The sequence below is a fragment of the Vibrio sp. YMD68 genome, from assembly GCF_029958905.1.
GTDB lineage: Bacteria > Pseudomonadota > Gammaproteobacteria > Enterobacterales > Vibrionaceae > Vibrio.
Window position 1 is genome coordinate 3202538 of sequence record NZ_CP124614.1, and the last position, 21607, is coordinate 3224144.

General features: G+C 45.2%; 17 protein-coding genes, 2 tRNA genes and 1 rRNA gene. 7 read left to right on the forward strand and 13 right to left on the reverse strand.

The window, feature by feature from the left end:
* Positions 1-25 precede the first annotated feature (25 nt).
* The 9 genes from QF117_RS20660 to trxA all read right to left on the reverse strand — a co-directional run bounded on the left by QF117_RS20660 (position 26) and on the right by trxA (position 8320).
* Positions 26-101: transfer RNA gene (locus tag QF117_RS20660), tRNA-Ala, on the reverse strand.
* 43 nt (positions 102-144) lie between these two features.
* A tRNA-Ile gene (locus tag QF117_RS20665) sits at positions 145-221 on the reverse strand.
* Positions 222-287: 66 nt separating this feature from the next.
* Positions 288-1834: ribosomal RNA gene (locus QF117_RS20670) — 16S ribosomal RNA — on the reverse strand.
* Between the two features lie 620 nt (positions 1835-2454).
* Positions 2455-3168: an NAD(P)H-flavin reductase gene (fre, locus tag QF117_RS20675; protein ID WP_282387978.1), complete on the reverse strand. Its 714-nt coding sequence runs from the start codon at positions 3166-3168 to the stop codon at positions 2455-2457.
* Positions 3169-3182: 14 nt separating this feature from the next.
* On the reverse strand, positions 3183-3452 hold the full coding sequence (locus QF117_RS20680; protein WP_282387980.1) for a 2Fe-2S iron-sulfur cluster-binding protein: 270 nt from the start codon (positions 3450-3452) through the stop codon (positions 3183-3185).
* Positions 3449-5335 carry a 4-hydroxy-3-polyprenylbenzoate decarboxylase gene (gene ubiD / locus QF117_RS20685; RefSeq protein WP_282387982.1) on the reverse strand — a complete coding sequence of 629 codons (1887 nt, stop codon included), beginning with the start codon at positions 5333-5335 and terminating at the stop codon, positions 3449-3451. The genes QF117_RS20680 and ubiD overlap by 4 nt, the downstream gene beginning before the upstream one ends.
* A 93-nt stretch (positions 5336-5428) precedes the next feature.
* Complete coding sequence (locus tag QF117_RS20690) at positions 5429-6424, reverse strand: hypothetical protein (protein WP_282387983.1); 996 nt, start codon at positions 6422-6424, stop codon at positions 5429-5431.
* A gap of 104 nt (positions 6425-6528) precedes the next feature.
* Positions 6529-7791, reverse strand: a complete 1263-nt coding sequence (gene rho, locus QF117_RS20695; protein ID WP_026026508.1) for a transcription termination factor Rho — start codon at positions 7789-7791, stop codon at positions 6529-6531.
* Between the two features lie 202 nt (positions 7792-7993).
* The gene (trxA, locus tag QF117_RS20700; RefSeq protein WP_017036005.1) at positions 7994-8320 is read right to left on the reverse strand and encodes a thioredoxin TrxA; all 327 of its coding nucleotides are present in this window, start codon (positions 8318-8320) and stop codon (positions 7994-7996) included.
* Positions 8321-8431: 111 nt separating this feature from the next.
* Here trxA and rhlB point away from each other — a divergent pair, with 111 nt between their 5' ends.
* Both rhlB and gppA read left to right on the forward strand, forming a co-directional pair.
* Positions 8432-9730 carry an ATP-dependent RNA helicase RhlB gene (gene rhlB / locus QF117_RS20705; protein ID WP_017036004.1) on the forward strand — a complete coding sequence of 433 codons (1299 nt, stop codon included), beginning with the start codon at positions 8432-8434 and terminating at the stop codon, positions 9728-9730.
* Between the two features lie 21 nt (positions 9731-9751).
* The gene (gene gppA / locus QF117_RS20710; RefSeq protein ID WP_282387987.1) at positions 9752-11257 is read left to right on the forward strand and encodes a guanosine-5'-triphosphate,3'-diphosphate diphosphatase; all 1506 of its coding nucleotides are present in this window, start codon (positions 9752-9754) and stop codon (positions 11255-11257) included.
* A gap of 116 nt (positions 11258-11373) precedes the next feature.
* Here gppA and QF117_RS20715 read toward each other — a convergent pair whose 3' ends face one another.
* From QF117_RS20715 to recQ, 3 genes are all read right to left on the reverse strand, one after another.
* Positions 11374-12045: a 7-cyano-7-deazaguanine/7-aminomethyl-7-deazaguanine transporter gene (locus QF117_RS20715; RefSeq protein WP_282387988.1), complete on the reverse strand. Its 672-nt coding sequence runs from the start codon at positions 12043-12045 to the stop codon at positions 11374-11376.
* A gap of 198 nt (positions 12046-12243) precedes the next feature.
* Positions 12244-12603 (reverse strand): DUF3630 family protein, encoded by a 360-nt coding sequence (locus tag QF117_RS20720; protein WP_282387989.1) that lies wholly within the window; start codon positions 12601-12603, stop codon positions 12244-12246.
* Between the two features lie 7 nt (positions 12604-12610).
* On the reverse strand, positions 12611-14440 hold the full coding sequence (gene recQ, locus QF117_RS20725) for an ATP-dependent DNA helicase RecQ (protein WP_282387990.1): 1830 nt from the start codon (positions 14438-14440) through the stop codon (positions 12611-12613).
* Between the two features lie 167 nt (positions 14441-14607).
* On the opposite strand from recQ, the gene rarD reads away from it, so the two are divergent.
* Positions 14608-15519, forward strand: a complete 912-nt coding sequence (rarD, locus tag QF117_RS20730; RefSeq protein ID WP_282387991.1) for an EamA family transporter RarD — start codon at positions 14608-14610, stop codon at positions 15517-15519.
* A 1072-nt stretch (positions 15520-16591) separates the two neighbouring features.
* On the opposite strand, the gene uvrD is transcribed toward rarD, so the two are convergent.
* Positions 16592-18766, reverse strand: a complete 2175-nt coding sequence (gene uvrD, locus QF117_RS20735; protein ID WP_282387992.1) for a DNA helicase II — start codon at positions 18764-18766, stop codon at positions 16592-16594.
* A gap of 250 nt (positions 18767-19016) precedes the next feature.
* Here uvrD and QF117_RS20740 point away from each other — a divergent pair, with 250 nt between their 5' ends.
* The 4 genes from QF117_RS20740 to QF117_RS20755 all read left to right on the forward strand — a co-directional run bounded on the left by QF117_RS20740 (position 19017) and on the right by QF117_RS20755 (position 21469).
* On the forward strand, positions 19017-19277 hold the full coding sequence (locus QF117_RS20740) for a DUF2282 domain-containing protein (RefSeq protein ID WP_282387993.1): 261 nt from the start codon (positions 19017-19019) through the stop codon (positions 19275-19277).
* Positions 19278-19393: 116 nt separating this feature from the next.
* On the forward strand, positions 19394-20242 hold the full coding sequence (locus QF117_RS20745; protein ID WP_282387994.1) for a DUF692 domain-containing protein: 849 nt from the start codon (positions 19394-19396) through the stop codon (positions 20240-20242).
* Complete coding sequence (locus QF117_RS20750) at positions 20239-21021, forward strand: DNA-binding domain-containing protein (RefSeq protein WP_282387996.1); 783 nt, start codon at positions 20239-20241, stop codon at positions 21019-21021. Before QF117_RS20745 ends, QF117_RS20750 begins: the two co-directional genes overlap by 4 nt.
* Complete coding sequence (locus tag QF117_RS20755) at positions 21014-21469, forward strand: DoxX family protein (protein ID WP_282387998.1); 456 nt, start codon at positions 21014-21016, stop codon at positions 21467-21469. Before QF117_RS20750 ends, QF117_RS20755 begins: the two co-directional genes overlap by 8 nt.
* Positions 21470-21607 lie beyond the last annotated feature (138 nt).

Below are 21607 nucleotides of genomic sequence, written 5' to 3' on the forward strand. Positions count from 1 at the left end.
TTTTCAAAGTAAATGCACTTAAAGATGGTGGAGCTATGCGGGATCGAACCGCAGACCTCCTGCGTGCAAGGCAGGCGCTCTCCCAGCTGAGCTATAGCCCCAAAAACTTAATGCTTTAAAGCCAACCCTTTTTGGGAAAAGAATTGGTGGGTCTGAGTGGACTTGAACCACCGACCTCCCGCTTATCAGGCGAGCGCTCTAACCAGCTGAGCTACAGACCCAGCATTAAACTCTTAACGTATTAAACATATCAATCTGTGTGGGTACTCATCGTGAAAATCATCGTATAAGGAGGTGATCCAGCCCCAGGTTCCCCTAGGGCTACCTTGTTACGACTTCACCCCAGTCATGAACCACAAAGTGGTGAGCGTCCTCCCCGAAAGGTTAAACTACCCACTTCTTTTGCAGCCCACTCCCATGGTGTGACGGGCGGTGTGTACAAGGCCCGGGAACGTATTCACCGTGACATTCTGATTCACGATTACTAGCGATTCCGACTTCATGGAGTCGAGTTGCAGACTCCAATCCGGACTACGACGCACTTTTTGGGATTCGCTCACTATCGCTAGCTTGCTGCCCTCTGTATGCGCCATTGTAGCACGTGTGTAGCCCTACTCGTAAGGGCCATGATGACTTGACGTCGTCCCCACCTTCCTCCGGTTTATCACCGGCAGTCTCCCTGGAGTTCCCACCATTACGTGCTGGCAAACAAGGATAAGGGTTGCGCTCGTTGCGGGACTTAACCCAACATTTCACAACACGAGCTGACGACAGCCATGCAGCACCTGTCTTAGAGCTCCCGAAGGCACACCTGCGTCTCCGCTGGCTTCTCTAGATGTCAAGAGTAGGTAAGGTTCTTCGCGTTGCATCGAATTAAACCACATGCTCCACCGCTTGTGCGGGCCCCCGTCAATTCATTTGAGTTTTAATCTTGCGACCGTACTCCCCAGGCGGTCTACTTAACGCGTTAGCTCCGAAAGCCACGGCTCAAGGCCACAACCTCCAAGTAGACATCGTTTACGGCGTGGACTACCAGGGTATCTAATCCTGTTTGCTCCCCACGCTTTCGCATCTGAGTGTCAGTATCTGTCCAGGGGGCCGCCTTCGCCACTGGTATTCCTTCAGATCTCTACGCATTTCACCGCTACACCTGAAATTCTACCCCCCTCTACAGTACTCTAGTCCAACAGTTTCAAATGCAGTTCCGAGGTTGAGCCCCGGGCTTTCACATCTGACTTATTGAACCACCTGCATGCGCTTTACGCCCAGTAATTCCGATTAACGCTCGCACCCTCCGTATTACCGCGGCTGCTGGCACGGAGTTAGCCGGTGCTTCTTCTGTCGCTAACGTCAAGAGATAAGCGTATTAAACTTACCCCCTTCCTCACGACTGAAAGTACTTTACAACCCGAAGGCCTTCTTCATACACGCGGCATGGCTGCATCAGGCTTTCGCCCATTGTGCAATATTCCCCACTGCTGCCTCCCGTAGGAGTCTGGACCGTGTCTCAGTTCCAGTGTGGCTGATCATCCTCTCAGACCAGCTAGGGATCGTCGCCTTGGTGAGCCATTACCTCACCAACTAGCTAATCCCACCTAGGCGTATCCAATAGCACAAGGCCCGAAGGTCCCCTGCTTTGCTCCAAAGAGATTATGCGGTATTAGCCATCGTTTCCAATGGTTATCCCCCTCTACTGGGCAACTTCCTAGGCATTACTCACCCGTCCGCCGCTCGTCAGCAAAGAAAGCAAGCTTTCTTTCTGTTACCGCTCGACTTGCATGTGTTAGGCCTGCCGCCAGCGTTCAATCTGAGCCATGATCAAACTCTTCAATTTAAGATTTTGATTCCCTAAATAAATAGGGGTCGGCTCAACGAATACTGACTTCAAAACTAGGATTTATCCGAAGATAAACCTGTAATTCTAAAGCTATTACCATTCCAACAGAATGATAATGAATTGACTGTGCTCTTTTTGGTTTTTACTTTAAAAGTGAAATCAAACAGCTCAAGGCTGTACCAAATTGAATTGGTCACTCAGTTCATTGAAACCAAAGTTGTTTCCGAAGAAACTGTTTTTACCCAGGTAAAAACATATTGGATTATCATCAACGAGTGCCCACACAGATTGATAGGTTTAAATTGTTAAAGAGCGTTGCTTGTCGAGACATTCTTTTTAAGAAGAAGCTCTCTAAGCGGACGGCCATTCTAGCGATTTAAGTTTCAGTGTCAAACACTTTTTGAAATTTAATTCTTTTTGAATTTTCGTCTTACTGATGACTCTTGAAGCCTTGTGGCGTCTGCCGTCTCAGTGGTTGCGCATTATAGACAGACTCAACCAAGACGCAAGGGATTTAATTAAAAAAACCAAAAAAAACGCTCTTTCGCCTACATATTAATCAAAACCTAAAAAAAGAGAGCTTACTGCTCTCTTTTTCATTACATTTCGCTAACTTTTTAGATAAATGCGTAGGCATCAGCGTACATCTGATCACTCTTAGCATGCTTATTCTGAGTGAATTGTTCTCTTGCGGCACCTGCCATCTCAAAACGACCCGCTATATAAATGTCGTACTCCGCTAGTGAATCGAAGTCAGCATTGATCGCCTGAAGCACATTACCCACTTTACCAGCCCAATTTGTATCCGCTTCTTCTATAACGGGTACAAAGTGTACATTGCTATTTTCATTCGCTATCTGGGCAATTTCATCTTTCGCATATAATTGATCACTCGTTTTCGCTCCCCAATACAAGTAGATTGGCGATTCCTTACCAATACTCACGCAGTGATCAAGAATAGAACGTACATAACTAAAACCGGTACCACCAGCAATAAGCAGTAGTGGGCGCTCACTTTGTTCTTTGATCCAGGCCGTCCCATGGGGAGCATCTATATTAATCGTTAGACAATCATCCAGGGCTTTTTTCATACGCTCTACCACTTCAATAGCGTAAGCATTATGTTCAGCGGCTCCGATATGCAATTCTAGTTCACCTTCATGGCGACAAGGGCTGCTTGCGATTGAGAAAGGACGTTTATCACCCTCACCCATTTCCACCATTAAATATTGACCAGCTTTAAATGACACTGGCGTTTCTGGGTGCAACAGGATTTGGTACGTGTTGCACGCTAATGGGTTAATTGACTTTACTGTACATTTGATGCTCATGTTCTTCCTCTTACTTACTCTGAAATAGTAAGTACTAAATTACTTTCCGCAAAAGCTTGGCAAGGAAATATCCAGCCTTGATTCTTCTCATTCTCTGTGAGTATTGGCTCAAGGTGATAACTTACTTCGCCTGTTATTTTTTTACACATGCACATGGCGCACGCGCCGACCTGACATCTATTTGGAAGATGGATGTTATTGTCGAGCGCAGCTTCCAAAATAGTTTGTTTTTCTTGTACTTCAAATGTTATTTCATTTGGCAGCACAGTAACGAAATAACTCATAATATAGCGAGTTCATCCCAAATCTTATCGATTTTCCCAACAAGCTGTGGATCTTTTTGGATAGGAACACCCCACTCTCGGCGTACCTCTTCCTGATTCTTATTCGTTGCATCTAACCCAATGGCCGAACTTTTCCTTCCATCTGCATTTTCAGCTGTGACAGTCAGTGAATCGCGTGATGGGTCCATTCGAGTGGTAATCGCCCAAATAATATCGTTCCAGTCAGTGACGTTAACATCACCGTCACATACAACGACAAACTTGATCGCCATCTTTTTATTCAATACCGCTAACGCCCGTTCAATTAATAAGGGACCTTGTCCAGCTTTCTCTTTATTTACAGAAATTATCGCCATGCCTTCTTGTCGGGTGCCTTGAGGTAAGTAAACCTCGAGAATCTCTGGGCACTCTGCCGTTAATTGTGCAAGAAGAACGTCAACATCCCTTTGCAATAGCAAAACAGTTGAATCCTTGTCTTCTGAATGAGCGCACCCTGACAGTTCGATTTCTGCTGACCATTTTTTCGTCGCATCCAACCCCATTTTTGATCCGAGGCCGACAACTGGGGAGGCAAAATCTAATGAATCGATGGGAGTACTTTCGATCATTGTTGTGTCAAAAGAAGGCTCCATGTTTAACGTCATTGCATCACTCACCTGCTGCCAATCTCGTGCATTAACGGTTTCATCGCAAACAATCACAAACTTAGTGTACATAAACTGACGCAAAAATGACCACACTCCCATCATGACTCGCTTAGCGTGTCCAGGGTATTGTTTCTTCATTGTCACAACGGCCATTCGATACGAGCACCCTTCTGGCGGCAGGTAAAAGTCTTCTATTTCTGGAAATTGTTTTTGTAATATGGGGACAAAGACTTCATTTAGCGCTACCCCCAAAACAGCAGGTTCATCTGGCGGGCGACCCGTATAAGTACTGTGGTAAATAGGGTTAGAACGCATTGTCATATGCGTGACGGTAAACACATGATGCTTTTCTTTTTCGTTATAGTAACCGGTGTGATCGCCGTAAGGGCCTTCATCTGCGTACTCTGTCGGATCTATATACCCTTCCAGCACAATCTCTGCACTTGCAGGCACTTCTAAATCATTGCTGACCGATTTCACTACTTCTGTTTTGCTGCCACGCAATAATCCAGCAAAAGCATATTCTGACAGAGTATCAGGAACGGGGGTTACTGCGCCGAGTATCGTAGCGGGGTCGGCACCAAAGGCGACCGAAATAGGAAACGGTTTTCCTGGGTGTGTTTCTATCCAATCTCTAAGGTCTAAGGCGCCACCTCGGTGAGCTAACCACCTCATAATGACTTTATTCTTGCTCAACTTCTGTTGACGATATATTCCCAAGTTCTGACGTTTCTTATTTGGACCTTTAGTGACGGTCAAACCCCAAGTCAATAGCGGAGCAACATCACCCTGCCAACAACTCATCACGGGTACTTTATCAAGATCAACTTCATCGCCTTGCCAAACCACATCTTGGCAAGAAGCTCTACGCAAGCGCTTTACTGGCATATTTAACACTTGCTTGAAGACTGGAATTTTATCTATCGCGTCCTTGAAGCCTTTAGGTGGCTCTGGTTCTTTTAAATAGGCCAGTAACCTTCCAACTTCGCGCAACTCTTTGACATTCTCTCGCCCCATGCCAATAGCCACGCGTTCTGGCGTTCCAAATAAATTGGTCAACACCGGCATGTCATAGCCAATTGGATTTTCAAACAATAATGCTGGCCCAGCGGCTCGTAGAGTACGATCACTGATTTCAGTCATCTCGTAATGAGGGTCAACAGGGTGAGTAATACGTTTTAATAGCCCTTTATTCTCAAGGTGCTCAATAAATTCGCGTAGATCCTTAAAACTCATAGAACTTCTATCATTTGGTTAAACGGCAAGCAGTATATCAAAAAAAGGATCTCACGATCCCTCTTTACCTATGAATACACCTACCGTTATTGATTAATTTGATAAGACTTGCAAAATCGCCTTGGTGTCTAACTTGTTTGGGGTACTTAACAGTTCTTCTAGCCAACTTCTATACCCTTGCTTTTCCAATTCATGGGCCACCAAAGTCGCATCTTCGGCTAAACGCATCTTTGCCAATAAAAACTGTTTTACTTCATCCTTCATTGGCTTTATTTGAGTCAAAGCGGTGATTGCTTGATGCTTTAATGCCGGATTGGTGGAAGCCTGCATCACCTGTGACAGTGAGAATGCATCGTTCAATGTCGATAGACGAGTAAGCTCAGACTCACTGTGGATATTCTTTTTCATTTTCCACAATAAGTGATAAACATCTGGATCTTGGCTCGTTTTCGCTAGCTGCACCATAACTCTGGCAGCAGGAAGCCAACTAATGACGGGCTGAGAAGTGAGTTGATTCGTCAACGCGGCAATAGCTTGCGGCGAGATATTATCAAGTTCATTAATAAGGAGGGTTTCGCGTGTTTGTACTTGATAGCCACTGCCCGATAACCATTGCTTCAAGTCTAACGATTGGCTCTCAACAGCTTGGGTAAATTCAATGCGATCCTGTTCTTTCATCCGCTGCTTTAACAGACGGCTTGCTGTAGCTGGGTAATTAAACGCAGGCACTACAAACTCGTACCCATCGCCTCGTTCCAACACTTTGTAGATAGGAGCATAGTCGAGTTGGCTTTGCAAAAACACGGCAAACTTGGGGCTTAACACCTTCTCTTGATTTTCAATAGCATCAAGCAGAATGAACCGGGCAACTTCTTGCTGAGGCAGCGCTAATCGCTCTAATGCAAAAGTGAGTGAATCAAAGTCTTCGTCTTCCACATAAATCATGAATTGTTCCACCTTTCGATGGAGATGCTCATCTTTCAACCACTTCTGAACCGTGTCAGAGTCCATCTGAACAGCACTGACCGTGAATGGACTCAACACAAGCATCAAAACCAGGAGAACAGATAACAACAGTCCTTGTCGCATATTAACCTCCTTGTAACATTTGTAGTCATTGTGTCACTTTACAAAGAGAATGCAAACAAAAACGCCACCGAGCTATCGGTGGCGTTTTTTAAACATCATTTGAATTATTTTTGTCGGCGCATAGCGTCAAAGAATTCATTATTTGTCTTGGTCATTGCAAGCTTATCAATGAGGAATTCCATTGCATCGATCTCGCCCATCGGGTGAACGATTTTACGCAGAATCCACATTTTCTGTAGTTCATCTTTCTTAGTCAGTAGCTCTTCGCGACGAGTACCTGAACGGTTAAAGTCAATAGCTGGGAAGACTCGTTTTTCTGCAATCTTACGGTTCAGGTGCAGTTCCATGTTACCCGTACCTTTAAACTCTTCGTAGATAACTTCATCCATCTTCGACCCAGTATCAACCAATGCTGTCGCGATAATCGTTAAACTACCACCTTCTTCAACATTACGAGCTGCACCAAAGAAACGCTTAGGACGATGTAGAGCATTTGCATCAACACCACCAGTCAAGACTTTACCCGATGAAGGAACAACCGTGTTATATGCGCGTGCTAAACGCGTAATCGAATCCAATAAGATGACAACATCTTTTTTGTGCTCAACAAGACGTTTTGCTTTTTCGATTACCATCTCGGCAACCTGTACGTGACGAGAGGCTGGCTCATCAAACGTGGACGCAATAACTTCACCTTTCACTAGGCGTTGCATCTCGGTTACTTCTTCAGGACGTTCATCAATCAGCAATACCATCAACTCACATTCAGGGTGGTTGCGAGCAACACTCTGAGCAATGTTCTGTAACAGCATTGTTTTACCCGCTTTTGGCGGAGCAACAATAAGACCACGCTGACCTTTACCGATAGGTGAAGCGAGATCTAAAATTCGTGCCGTAATGTCTTCCGTAGCGCCGTTACCGGCTTCCATCACCATACGCTCATTCGCGTGAAGTGGTGTTAGGTTTTCAAATAGGATTTTGTTACGTGCGTTATCTGGTCGATCGTGGTTAACCGTGCTGACTTTCAATAGTGCAAAGTAGCGCTCGCCATCTTTAGGTGGGCGAATTTTCCCGGCGATAGAGTCGCCTGTACGTAAATTAAAACGTCTAATCTGGCTTGGAGATACATAGATATCATCAGGCCCGGCTAGGTATGAACAATCGGCGCTGCGTAAGAATCCAAAACCGTCTTGAAGTATTTCCAGAACCCCATCGCCAAAAATATCTTCACCACTTTTCGCGTGTGCTTTTAGGATGGAGAAGATGATGTCTTGTTTTCTCAAGCGAGCTAGGTTTTCTAAGCCAAGGCTTTCGCTGAGTTTTACAAGCTCAGACACGGGTCTGCTCTTCAGTTCTGTTAGATTCATTGTAGTTGATACTTGTTTAGTCAAAATAGGATCTGTTTTTTAAGTTAAGATGGATTTGGTCTCAGGAACGACCAAGAAGTGAACACTTGTACAAATTACGTGCAATAAATTATCACTAAATACTAGCGTAGTCTAGATTTTGTTGTCTATCAAAAACAAAACCGTGCATTTATTGAATCTGCACGGTCTTTTTTATGTTGCTTTATAAGTTGGCGTCTAAAAACTCTTTTAACTGAGTTTTCGACAGTGCGCCAACCTTAGTTGCTGCGACTGCGCCATCCTTAAATAAAAGTAAGGTTGGGATTCCACGAATACCAAACTTTGGCGGAATACCCGCGTTTTGGTCGATATTTAATTTACCGATAGTGAGCTTGCCTTCGTATTCCGTTGCGATTTCATCAAGGATAGGGGCAATCATCTTACAAGGACCACACCATTCTGCCCAAAAATCCACAAGAACCGGGCCTGCAGCATTGATTACATCGTTATCAAAACCATCATCTGTTAGCTGCAAAATCTTGTCACTCATCTTCCACTCCAATGTATTTTTCTCAACTGATTATACGATAACCAGTAAATAGATGCCCTATTGGAATGTATTTACTTTCGTATTGCAAGCTTAAGCTGATATTCTATAGTGATGAAAAAGACGCATATCACAGAGCAAAAGTTCGCCGACTTGGATTTAAACACCCAAGTCATTGAAGGATTGAATAAAAGTGGGTTCGAGTATTGTACTCCCATTCAAGCCTTGGCGTTGCCGGTACTGCTCACCGGCCAAGACATTGCAGGCCAGGCCCAAACGGGCACTGGTAAAACCCTCGCGTTTCTCACTGCTACTTTTAACCACCTACTGACAACACCTGCACATGAAGGTCGCAAGGCAAACCAGCCTAGAGCGATCATTATGGCACCCACGCGTGAACTCGCGATTCAAATCTATAACGATGCTGAATTACTGGTTGCAAGCACGGGGCTTAAAGCGGGCCTAGCTTATGGTGGCGAAAGCTACGATAAGCAAGTGACCAAGCTAGAAGCTGGCGTCGATATCCTTATCGGCACCACAGGCCGTATTATCGACTTCTATAAACAGAAGGTATTTAACCTTAACCATATTCAAGCGGTTGTGCTTGATGAAGCGGATCGTATGTTCGATTTAGGCTTTATTAAAGACATTCGTTTCTTGTTTAGACGCATGCCAGCACCAAACGAACGTTTGAATATGCTGTTCTCGGCTACATTATCATACCGAGTTCAAGAGCTGGCTTTTGAACACATGCACAACCCTGAGCATGTGGTGGTTGAACCTGATCAAAAGACAGGACACCGTATTCAAGAAGAGCTGTTCTACCCTTCTAACGAACATAAAATGTCACTACTTCAAACGATCATTGAAGAAGAGTGGCCGGATCGCGCTATCGTATTTGCCAATACCAAATACAAATGTGATTCCGTTTGGGGCCACCTAGCGGCAGACGGACACCGTGTTGGTCTTCTGACTGGCGATGTACCACAGAAGAAGCGTGAAAAAATTCTAGAGCAATTTACTAAAGGTGAAGTCGACATTCTTGTTGCAACCGACGTTGCGGCTCGTGGTCTGCATATTCCTCAGGTTACTCACGTATTTAACTTTGACCTTCCAGACGACTGCGAAGATTACGTTCACCGTATTGGTCGTACAGGCCGTGCTGGCGAAAGTGGCTTTTCGATCAGCTTTGCCTGTGAAGACTACGCAATCAATCTTCCGCCAATCGAAGAGTACATCGAACACTCAATTCCGGTATCAGATTACGATGCTTCAGCATTGATTGAAGATCTACCTGCACCGATTCGTTTGCGTACACGTAATCCACAACAACGTCGCTCAAATTCGGGTGGACCACGCTCAGGAAATCGTCGTCCGCATAACCGTCGACCACGACAGTCACGTCCACAGTAAATAGGGAATATTACGTCGACTATGAAACCATCAGTCTCACCTGCGCTTTACGCTGTCGTCGACCTAGGGTCGAACAGTTTCCATATGCTCGTTGTGCGTCATATCAATGGCAGCGTTCAAACTATGGCCAAGATAAAGCGCAAAGTTCGTTTGGCTTCCGGGCTAGATAGCAACAATGCACTGAGTCATGAAGCTATGCAGCGTGGTTGGGATTGTTTGAGTCTATTCGCAGAACGACTTCAAGATATACCCGTAGAAAATATTCGCATTGTCGGCACGGCAACATTGCGTACCGCCACCAATGTGGATATTTTCCTTAAACAAGCCAATAAAATACTGGGGCATGACATCAACGTCATTTCTGGCGAACAAGAAGCGGCCATGATCTATCAAGGTGTTGCCCATACATCTGGAGGTTCTGGACGACGCTTAGTGGTCGACATCGGTGGAGCCAGTACTGAACTCATTATTGGTAAAGGTTTTGAAGCTAAGGCGCTCACGAGTCTAAAAATGGGCTGTGTCACTTGGTTAGATAAGTACTTTCAAGATCGTCAATTAAGTAAAGAAAACTTCGATTCCGCAATCCAAGCCGCCAAACAAACTATTGCTCCAATACTTGAGCAATACACTCACCTTGGTTGGGATGTGTGCGTGGGAGCAAGCGGAACCGTTCAAGCTTTGCAAGAGATTATGCTTGCACAAGGGATGGATGAAGTTATTACACTCGCTAAATTACAGCGATTACAAAAGCAAGCCATGCTCACCGACCAGCTTGAAGAATTAGAAATAGAGGGGTTAACGTTAGAACGAGCGCTTGTTTTCCCAAGTGGTCTTTCTATTTTAATCGCTATTTTTGAGCTTTTAGACATAGAATCGATGACATTATCAGGCGGGGCTTTACGCGAAGGTATGGCCTATGAAATGGTGCCAGAGCTAAGACAAAGTGATATTCGCTCTCGAACCATCATCAGCATACAGCAACGCTACCAGATGGATCGTCGCTACGCACAACAAGTCGCGGACACAGCAAATGATCTCCTGACACAATGCAACGCAGAACTACCCGATAAGAAATGGATACCCGAACCACAAGGTGAAGCGCTTCTCAACGCCGCCTGTCAGTTGCATGAAATTGGTTTAACCATAGACTTCAAACAAGCGGGAAAACACAACGCCTATTTGCTTCAACACCTTGATTTACCGGGTTATACACGGGCTCAAAAACATTGCCTTGCTGAGATTACCCGCCGCTATCGAGAACAACTCACCGCCATGCCGGAACAGCAAGCCGTCAGCTCATTAAGTGGGCAACGGATCTTACGCCTACTGCGCTTAGCGGTACTGCTTACTCACCGACGTGATGATACTAAGCAGCCAAATATAGCCCTTAAGGCGAATAGCGATGCTCTTGACATAACCGTGTGTCACCAATGGCTATCAGAAAACCCATTGACCGCCGCCGAATTAGAGATTGAGGTGAGTCGCCAAAACGATGCAGGATGGCCCATAACCATCAGCGAACGCTAATCGGCCTCATTGTGATAAATGACAAACCCATGAAAATGAAAAAGCCCAAGTGAATTCAACTTGGGCTTTCTCTTTTTCTAGCTCTAGGATTACCTAGATTAATGAAGCAACGGTTGCTATTGAACGCTACCTACCGGCTTAAAGTCAGGGTTTACCGTGGTCAGCTTTTTAATCAAATAGTTCAGTAGCACACCATACATGGGAACAAACAGCCCTAAACTGATGATCAGTTTAAAACCATAATCCACCAACGCAATTTCAACCCAATGCTCTGCCATGAAAGCATCGGGACTTTGATAAAAAGCGATAGCAAAGAAGGCCAATGTATCCAACGCATTACCAAACAGTGTTGAACACGTAGGCGCAACCCACCACTGCTTTAGCTGTCGTAGGCGATTAAAAACGTGCACATCTAATATCTGACCCAGTAAATAAGCCATAAAGCTCGCAACGGCGATACGGGCGACAAACAGGTTGAATTCCGACAACTGGGATAAGCCTTGAAACTGGCCTTCATAAAAGATAACAGACAGTAGATAAGATACCGCAAGTGCCGGTAGCATCACTAAGAAAATGATTCTACGTGCCAATTGCGCACCAAAGACACGAACCGTCAAATCCGTTGCTAGGAAAATAAATGGGAAAGTAAACGCACCCCAAGTGGTGTGTAAACCAAAGACCGTAAAGGGAAGCTGCACCAAATAGTTGCTCGATGCGATAATGATCAGATGGAACAAGACCAGAAAAAAGAGGGCGTTGCGCTGCTGCGCAGAAGTAAAGTGATTCATGCGTGACCTTTTTAGTTTCGTTAGGGGGCGAGGGAACCCTAATCGAGCATCAGAATGACATTAGTCCTCTGTGCCCTTACCAATGATAAATAGTTTGTGACAAATAATTTTGCTCAATCGAGCGGCGAGGGATTATACATTAACCAATTGATGCTGCAAGAGGGCGATTTAAAACAACATCACCGCAAACGATTAACCTTAAAAACCCTTGCGAAATAGCTGACAAAGATAATCAAGTTCTTCTTTTGACTGTTGAGGAGCCAATGCTTCTAACCACAATGATTCACTATAATGCTCGGCTTTGAGAAAAAGGTGACACCCTTCAAAATCAATTAGCCAAGAGTGAATATCCGCATCACATTGCTTCTCAAGAACTTCGGCAGACAACAACGCAACGAGTTTTTCCCCTAAGGATGGAAAACTATCAAAATCAAACCTTGGAGCGTCGATCAAAATTCGGCCTTGATCGCTAAGATAGGTATCTAAATTAAACTGAGCCTTACTAGACCGATCGCTGCGGGGCTGCTCTGTGTAAGGCTGAACTTTACAAATCGACATCTGTTTATCATCCATGTGTGGTTATGTGTTCCTGTATCAAGTCTAAAAATGCGTCTGCATACTTGTCGAGTTTACGCTGACCAACACCATTAACCGCCAACATTTCACCATAAGACGTGGGTAAAATTTCAGCCATATCAATCAGTGTCGCGTCACTGAAGACCACATAAGGTGGCAACCCATCTTCATCAGCAATGCTTTTTCTCAACTTACGCAACTTGGCAAACAACTTTTTATCGTAGTTTTTGCTCGATAGTTTGTCCGATTTTGCACTGCGCGCTGCGGTATCTAATCGAGGAACTGCCAGCTCTAACTTCATTTCACCGCGCAACAAGGGCCTTGCTTCTTCAGTCAGCTGTAAGGTTGAATTACGGGTGATATTTTGAGAAAGCAGCCCTTTATGTATTAACTGACGAAAAACACTGACCCAATAATCATGGCTGTGATCGCGGCCAATCCCATAAGTGGATAATTTGTCATGCCCATTTTCCCTGACGCGGATATTTTGCATGCCGCGCAGTACTTCCACAACATAGCCAATACCAAAACCTTGATTAACACGATAGACACATGACAACGCTTTTTGCGCCTCTTGGGTCGCATCGAAACGCTTGGGAGGATCAACGCAAATATCGCAGTTACCGCAAGGTTTTTCCCGATACTCGCCAAAATAATTGAGCAAGACCTGACGACGGCAAGTTTGTGCTTCCGCAAACGCGACCATGGCATTGAGCTTATGGCTTTCCACTTGCTTTTGCGGCCCCTCGTCTTTTTCATCGAGCATTCGTCGTAACCAACCGATATCCGCAGGGTCATACAACATCATTGCTTCTGCTGGTAACCCATCTCGACCGGCTCGGCCTGTTTCCTGGTAATAAGATTCAATATTACGTGGAATATCAAAATGCACGACAAATCGAACGTTCGGTTTATTAATCCCCATACCAAACGCAACCGTCGCAACCACAATTTGAATGTCGTCTCGCTGAAACGCTTCTTGCACATAAGCACGTTCATCGACATCCATTCCCGCATGATAGCCGGCCGCTCGGATGTGGTTATTGCACAGTTTTTCCGTCACCATCTCGACTTTCTTGCGACTACCACAATAGATAATGCCGCACTGACCTTTATTGGTTTGTACGTATCGGATCACCTGAGAAACAGGCTTGTGCTTTTCCACCAAATTGTAGTGGATATTCGGTCTGTCAAAACTGCCGAGGTAATCGTGCGGGTTAACCAAATTCAGGCGATGGATAATATCACCGCGCGTGGCGTCATCGGCGGTTGCGGTTAACGCCATAAAAGGGACGTGAGGAAAGTAGTTTTTTAACTGCCCTATCGCCGCGTATTCAGGGCGGAAATCATGACCCCATTGAGAAATACAGTGCGCTTCATCGACGGCAATCATGGAGAGATTGATATTTTGTAAGCGTTCAATGAAATCATGCATCAAGACACGCTCAGGTGACACATAGACCAATTTAAGGTCACCACTGTGCATGCGATTATAAACACTAATGAGTGCTTCTCTCGACATAGTAGAGTTAACACATTCAGCCGCAACACCATCGGCCTTAAGCTGATCGACCTGATCTTTCATTAGTGAGATCAGTGGCGATATCACCAAAGTCAATCCAGTGTGAACCAGTGCCGGTATTTGATAACAGAGCGACTTGCCACCACCTGTCGGCATAATGACCACGCTATCTTGGCCAGACAAAGAAGCGTCGATTACTTCTAACTGCCCTTGACGAAAGTGTTGGTAGCCAAACACATCTTCTAGGATAGTTTGTGGCGATGCTTCAGATTGTTGTGCAAGCAAGGTCGAGGTCATTAAATATCTCAAATATGGGTCGAATCAAGCCGCGAGGTTTGGCTTTTGGACCGACATTGTAGTGGGGAACGCTGAGGAATTAAACCGCAATATTAGTTAGGCTAATACCTAGCCAACTCGTATACTGCTGATCTTCCCTAGCTCACAAAATAAATAAGCGACCGTTCATGACGATAGAAGAACAGCAAAGAACCCGGCAAGGCGTTATCTTCGCCATTGGTGCCTACACCATGTGGGGCATCGCACCGATTTACTTCAAGTTATTGGACGGTGTCGCGGCGATGGAAATTCTGAGCCACCGTGTGATTTGGTCATTTTTCTTGTTAGCCGGTTTGCTGCACGTTGGCCGACGCTGGCGTGATGTACGCGATGTCATGAGATCAAAGAAAAAGATGATGTACCTGCTCTCTACGTCGATTGTTATTGGGTTGAATTGGCTTATCTTTATCTGGGCGGTTAACGCCAATAAAATGCTCGATGCCAGTTTAGGCTATTACATTAACCCATTGATTAATGTTCTTTTTGGCATGCTTTTTCTTGGTGAAAGACTGCGTAAATTGCAGTGGTTCGCGGTCGCGTTTGCAGCCTGTGCCGTTATTGTTCAACTGATCGCCTTTGGATCGGTTCCCATTATTGCCATCAGCCTTGCCATCAGTTTCGGCCTCTACGGGCTAATGCGCAAAAAAGTCAGCGTCGATGCCCAAACCGGTTTGTTTATTGAGACACTGTTACTCATTCCCCTAGCATTGATCTATTTGATGTTTATTGCTGACTCTCCTACATCGAATTTCAGCAACAACGATATCAACCTCAATCTATTGCTTCTGTCGGCCGGTATCGTCACGACCTTACCATTGCTTTGTTTTACAGGCGCAGCGACTCGCCTCAAACTGTCTACTTTAGGTTTTTTCCAATACATCGGGCCAAGCTTAATGCTGTTGCTGGCCGTGCTTATTTATGGGGAAGAATTCACCCAAGATAAAGTGGTCACCTTCGCCTTTATTTGGGGGGCATTGTTGATATTCACGTTTGACGCCTATCGCTTTAACCAAAAAAGAAAGCAGCAAGCAACAATATAAGCACATATCGAAATAAGAGAAGTGACCGTATTGGTGTGACTTCTCTTTTTCTCAGCGCTGTAGGCTCGGTTACAGCACTTAGCAACCTAGCACCTAACAACCTAGCAACCTAGCCATCAGCTTAACCATCTGTTTAACCGCCTCTTTGCCCCTCAATTTGGTCGTCTAGTTTGAATGGGGTTATGAGGTAATCTTCATAGCGGTCAGTGCCGCAACCTGTCAAAACAACTAGGTATGCTTTTTAAGTGAATTAAAATTCAATTTTGGTTTTGCAGCCATCACCCATCCCGCTTGTAAGAGATCTCTTACAACAAGGTAAGTCAATATCGCTTTATCAGCGAGAGATAATCACCCGAACATAGATAAGCCACTGATTATTAATGATACGTACTTTTTTTAGCCAGAACTTCTAGGGATAAATCTCTGATCGCCACGTTGATGAGAATCAGAGAAAGCGTAGTATTAACCCTGTCGGAAGGATTCTGACACGGAACAGGATACTCCAAGGACTAGGTTATCTTCAGGATGAAGATTCGATTATTCAGGATGAATAGTCGGCAAGGATAGCGAAATGGACATTGAATGGACGCAATAGTAACTAGGATGGTTACTACTATGGAAAGACAATGGACACCTCTGGATGAGGCAAGGACTGAACATCAGGATGATGTAAGGGACACCGCTCAAGGAATAAGTGAAGCGCGCTAACGAGGATTGTTGGCAGACCAGGATAAGGTCATGGACACCGCTAGGATGGCGACGAAAGGAATACGCTGAAGGATTACAGCACACTATCAAGGATTAGATGCATGGAGCACCTATAGTAGCCGGATTGCTGCGAGTAAGACTATAGACCCCGACGAGCGCAAGCTCTCGGGGTTTTTCTTTATCTTTTTCTCTTCCCATTTCAACTCTAGACTGCAAGTTTGAACACTAGGCTGCTTCTACTTGCCACTCACCTCATCAACTCGCCCCATAACATATGGTTTATGCTATAGGACTTGTTTAATTGTCGGCTTGTCTACAGCCCCCCTATTGCAAGGGACTATGTGAAGAGAATGCATTGGGAGTTTTACAGCTTTTCTAATCTTGCGTAAGCCGTCACCAACCATTTGATACCTTCACCGTTAAAGGCCACTTGAACCCGCCCCTGAGGGCCACTGCCTTCAAAGTTAATGATGGTCCCTTCACCAAATTTAGGGTGCTTAACCCTAGAGCCTAAACTAAATCCAGTCTCATTAAAGCTTTCTTTCACTACCGTTTGACTAAAGCGCCCAGCACTGGTTGGTCTGCTGACTTGCGCTTTCATTCTAACTTCATCGAGACACGTTTCAGGCAACTCTTTAATAAAGCGAGATGGTTTATGGTATTTATCCTGCCCATACAGGCGGCGCATTTCGGCATAAGTGATGTACAGTTTTTCCATAGCACGAGTCATACCTACGTAGCATAGACGACGCTCTTCTTCTAAGCGTCCAGCTTCTTCAGCCGACATCTGGCTTGGGAACATGCCTTCTTCTACCCCCACCATAAATACCATCGGAAATTCGAGACCTTTCGCACTATGGAGTGTCATTAACTGAACCGCATCATCAAACTCATCGGCCTGCCCTTCTCCAGACTCCAATGCCGCGTGCGTCAAAAATGCCGTTAGCAGGGTCATTTCTTCCGCTTCTTCCGGCTTTTCAAACTGACGTGTTGCGGTCACCAGCTCTTCTAAGTTCTCAATTCGAGCTTTCGATTTTTCACCTTTCTCTTGTTCATACATCGCAAACAAGCCGGATGACTTAATAACGTGGTCTGTTTGCTCATGCAAAGGCATCTCGATCGTGTCATCTTCAAGTGCCACAATCAGTTCAACAAAACGACTCAAAGCACTGGCAGCACGACCCGCTAAGACTTTCTCATCAAGCAAGGCAACACAGGTTTCCCACATGGTTGCACCACGATCACGCGCCGCGAATCGAATGGTTTCTAATGTTTTATCGCCAATGCCACGAGTTGGCGTATTCACAACTCGCTCGAACGCCGCATCATTATTGCGATTCGAAATCAAACGTAAGTAACTTAAAGCGTCTCTGATTTCTTGACGCTCGAAGAATCGCATGCCGCCATAAATTCGGTAGGGCAAACCCGCTTGTAACAGTGCTTCTTCCAGTACACGTGACTGGGCATTGTTTCGATACAGCATTGCGGCATCATTCAACGCGCCACCTTTTTCTTGCCACTCTTTTATTTTGCTCACGGTAAAGCGGGCTTCATCGAGTTCGTTATATGCGGAATACACCGAGATGAGTTCGCCCTCAACGCCATCTGTCCAGAGTTCTTTGCCCATTCGCTCGGTATTGTTGGAGATCAATGCATTTGAGGCTTCCAGAATGGTTTTTGTGGAGCGGTAATTTTGCTCCAGGCGAACGGTGTTCACACTAGGGAACTCATGGGTGAATTTTTCAAGGTTTTCTATTTTGGCGCCACGCCAACCATAGATTGACTGGTCATCATCGCCCACAATCATTACGTGGCTATCAGGCCCTGCCATCATGCGAAGCCATGCATACTGAATGTTATTGGTGTCTTGGAATTCATCGACAAGAATGTGTTTAAAGCGGGCTTGGTAGTGCTCTCGGATAAACTTATTGTCGCGCAGTAATTCATGAGCACGCAGTAAGATTTCAGCAAAATCCACCAGCCCAGCGCGATCACACGCCTCTTGATAGGCTGCGTATATTTTCAGGTAAGTTTTAGCAATGGGATCATGGTAGGCATCAACGTGATGAGGGCGTAATCCTTCATCTTTTTTGCCATTGATCCACCAGGATGCTTGTTTCGCAGGCCATTGCTTTTCATCGAGATTTTGCGCCTTAATTAAACGGCGAAGCAACCGTAACTGATCATCTGAATCAATAATCTGGAAATCTTCTGGCAACTTTGCATCCAAATAGTGAGCACGTAGGATTCGGTGACAGATCCCGTGGAACGTTCCATTCCACATTCCAGATGAACTGCCCATCATCAACTCGTCGATACGCCCACGCATCTCTGCCGCGGCTTTATTGGTAAAGGTCACCGACATGATCGAAAACGGAGACGCTTGCTCTACCGACATCAGCCAGGCTATTCGGTGAACAAGCACTCGTGTTTTACCACTGCCCGCCCCCGCAAGAATAAGAAGGTTTTCTAGCGGAGCGGCAACCGCTTCACGTTGTTTATCATTAAGGCCATCAAGTAGTAAGGAAGGGTCCATCACGCTACGCCACTGGTTATTTATACATAAAAAGAGATTATAACCTAAACAACACCGTCAGATGAGACAAAAACCAACAATTTAATTGTTTGTTTTTTAACCTTTAAATCAAAGGGATAAATATGGAAGAAATAAAAAACGTTAACAAATAGTAAATAAATTGAAAGTTTCTGTGTCGAATACCTATCTTCTCACTTAAGCAAGCTAACACAGCTTGCGACCCAAACTAACAATAAAGTCTGAGGAAATAATAATGAAAAAATCAAATCTTGCTGTTACTGCTGCTGTGACTGGTCTTATTGCTTTAGGTGGCACTATGCTTACGGCTGCACCTGCGATGGCTGCTGAGAAAGAGAAATGCTACGGCGTTTCTAAAATGGGTAAAAATGATTGCGCGACCAAAACCAGCTCATGTGCGGGTACGGCTAAAGCTGACAATCAAAAAGATGCCTTCGTCGTTGTGCCGAAAGGCTTGTGTGGCAAACTTGCTGGTGGTAGCACCGAGTCAGCATAAAAGCTCAATAGTCTCGTGTTGCTAGGTCTATTTGCTCAACAGATAGACCTAGCCATAATCGACGTCAACATTTAACCGCTATATCCAACATATTAAAAAGTAGGAAGGGATTCGTTTTGACAACCTATCACGATCACATCGGAGTGGGATTAAGAAGCCCGCACATCACCTACTTTCAAGCTCAAAAGCCCGAATTAAATTGGCTTGAAATCCATAGCGAAAACTACTTTCAACCGCATTCAGCCTCTCGTCAAAGCTTACGTCGCTTAATGAATGATTATCAGATCAGTTGCCATGGCATCGGCCTGTCGCTGGGTAGTGTCGAACGAGTGAATACTCAGCACTTAGCACAACTCAAACAACTGGTTAATGAAATCAATCCCATCATGGTTTCTGAGCATTTAAGCTGGAGCGAAAACGGGGGGCACTATTTTAACGACCTATTGCCACTGCCTTATACCGAAGAAGCCTTGGCGGTGTTTTGTCGAAACGTACAAGAGGTCCAAGATACACTCAAGCGGCCAATTCTTATCGAAAACCCATCAAGCTATCTCAAATTTACTCACTCTACTCTAACCGAGTGGGACTTTCTCACCGAGGTACAAAAACGTACCGATTGCCGATTGCTGCTCGATTTAAACAATGTTCATGTCTCCGCCTTTAATCATGGTTTTAACAGCCAAACCTACCTAAATGCCATTAACGCGGATGTGGTCGACGAAATCCACCTGGCAGGCTTTACGGTTAAACCGTTAGACAAAGGCGAGATTTGGATCGACACACACAGCCAACCCGTCAGCGACGAAGTTTGGGCGCTTTATCGGCAGTGGGTCAAAAAAAACGGCAGTCGTCATACATTGATTGAATGGGACCTCGATTTGCCATCGCCAGAAAGACTGCTCCAAGAAGCGGAAAAAGCGAACCAGATCCTGTTGTCTGCTGTTCCTTGCAAGGAGGTCTCATGAACACGTCACTGGCTCACGTACAACAACAGTTTGCGAAAGCGTTGCATTATCAAGCGAGCGGAGATGAATGCCTGGTTGCAGGCGATCACTTCAGCGCTGATGAACGCATGCAAATCTATCGAAATAATTTCATTATTGGCCTTAGCGAAATACTAAAAGCCACCTATCCCAACATTCTAGGGTTAGTGGGAGAAGAATGCTTTACGCAAATGGCACGACAACACGTACTCACTCAACCGCTAATGTCAGGCGATGTGACGTTTTATGGTGAAGGGTTCGCTCAAACCATTGAGCAGTTTCCAACAGTCATCGAAGCCGCGCCCTACCTGACTGAGGTCGCTCGTTTTGAATGGAGCTTAGATACTGCACAGCAATGCTTTTCGCGGCACCAAGACTCTCGTTCACTACAGCCTTTAGCAAACCTTGTTCAACTATCGAGTGATGAGCACAGCCAACTCAGGTTTCACCTTGCCCCTGGCGTGACCCATTTTACTTCGAACGTTGCCGTGTTCTCATTGAATGTCGCCATACAAACAGAACAGTTCGAAGACCTAGATATCCACACACCAGAAGTTGGGGTGATCGCCTGTCATCCTGATGGAGCAGCTTGGAGCACTAAACTCAATAATGAACCTTATCAACTGCTGGCGCTCTTACAAAAAAAGACAACGCTAGCGGAAATTGACACGTCCCTATTGACTCACCTTGAACAACTGATACGCCTAAATCTAGTGGCGGGCTTTACTATTGCCAGCCCTAAGGAGCAGCACCATGAGTAATCAAATAACCACCATTATTGACCAGTACCATGCGCTTATCGCTAGGCTACAAAGCGTGTTTATTCCATTACTGCTGCTGTTTTGCCGACTCTGGGTTGCTTGGGTCTTTTTCAATTCAGGTTTGGTGAAAATAGCATCGTGGGAAAGTACCTTGTATCTGTTTGAATACGAATATGTGGTCCCGCTATTGCCATGGGAACTGGCTGCCTACACAGGGACTGCGGCTGAACTCATTCTTCCTATTTTCTTCGCACTAGGCTTATTCACAAGACCGATGGCCGCGGTATTATTTGTGTTTAATATCGTCGCCGTTGTCTCTTACCCCTTACTGTGGGAACGTGGGTTCTATGACCACCAGTTATGGGGACTGATGATTCTTATTGTGGTGGTTTGGGGAGCGGGGCCACTTTCTATCGACAAATGGTTGAAACAAAAACTCGCCGATTGATCGCCTTAATGACGCCGCTGATACAGCGCCAAGACGTCCACTGTTGTTAACACTAAAAAGCCACTCTTTCTGATGTTCAAAGAGTGGCTTTTTCGGTCTATTGTCTCATTTCAGACTGCGCTCTTTATTTAGTGAGCA

Coding starts and splice junctions, on each gene's coding strand:
- fre (WP_282387978.1), bottom strand. CDS start 3,168: ATGAGCATCAAATGTACAGTAAAGTCAATTAACCCATTAGCGTGCAAC.
- QF117_RS20680 (WP_282387980.1), bottom strand. CDS start 3,452: ATGAGTTATTTCGTTACTGTGCTGCCAAATGAAATAACATTTGAAGTA.
- ubiD (WP_282387982.1), bottom strand. CDS start 5,335: ATGAGTTTTAAGGATCTACGCGAATTTATTGAGCACCTTGAGAATAAA.
- QF117_RS20690 (WP_282387983.1), bottom strand. CDS start 6,424: ATGCGACAAGGACTGTTGTTATCTGTTCTCCTGGTTTTGATGCTTGTG.
- rho (WP_026026508.1), bottom strand. CDS start 7,791: ATGAATCTAACAGAACTGAAGAGCAGACCCGTGTCTGAGCTTGTAAAA.
- trxA (WP_017036005.1), bottom strand. CDS start 8,320: ATGAGTGACAAGATTTTGCAGCTAACAGATGATGGTTTTGATAACGAT.
- rhlB (WP_017036004.1), top strand. CDS start 8,432: ATGAAAAAGACGCATATCACAGAGCAAAAGTTCGCCGACTTGGATTTA.
- gppA (WP_282387987.1), top strand. CDS start 9,752: ATGAAACCATCAGTCTCACCTGCGCTTTACGCTGTCGTCGACCTAGGG.
- QF117_RS20715 (WP_282387988.1), bottom strand. CDS start 12,045: ATGAATCACTTTACTTCTGCGCAGCAGCGCAACGCCCTCTTTTTTCTG.
- QF117_RS20720 (WP_282387989.1), bottom strand. CDS start 12,603: ATGTCGATTTGTAAAGTTCAGCCTTACACAGAGCAGCCCCGCAGCGAT.
- recQ (WP_282387990.1), bottom strand. CDS start 14,440: ATGACCTCGACCTTGCTTGCACAACAATCTGAAGCATCGCCACAAACT.
- rarD (WP_282387991.1), top strand. CDS start 14,608: ATGACGATAGAAGAACAGCAAAGAACCCGGCAAGGCGTTATCTTCGCC.
- QF117_RS20740 (WP_282387993.1), top strand. CDS start 19,017: ATGAAAAAATCAAATCTTGCTGTTACTGCTGCTGTGACTGGTCTTATT.
- QF117_RS20750 (WP_282387996.1), top strand. CDS start 20,239: ATGAACACGTCACTGGCTCACGTACAACAACAGTTTGCGAAAGCGTTG.
- QF117_RS20755 (WP_282387998.1), top strand. CDS start 21,014: ATGAGTAATCAAATAACCACCATTATTGACCAGTACCATGCGCTTATC.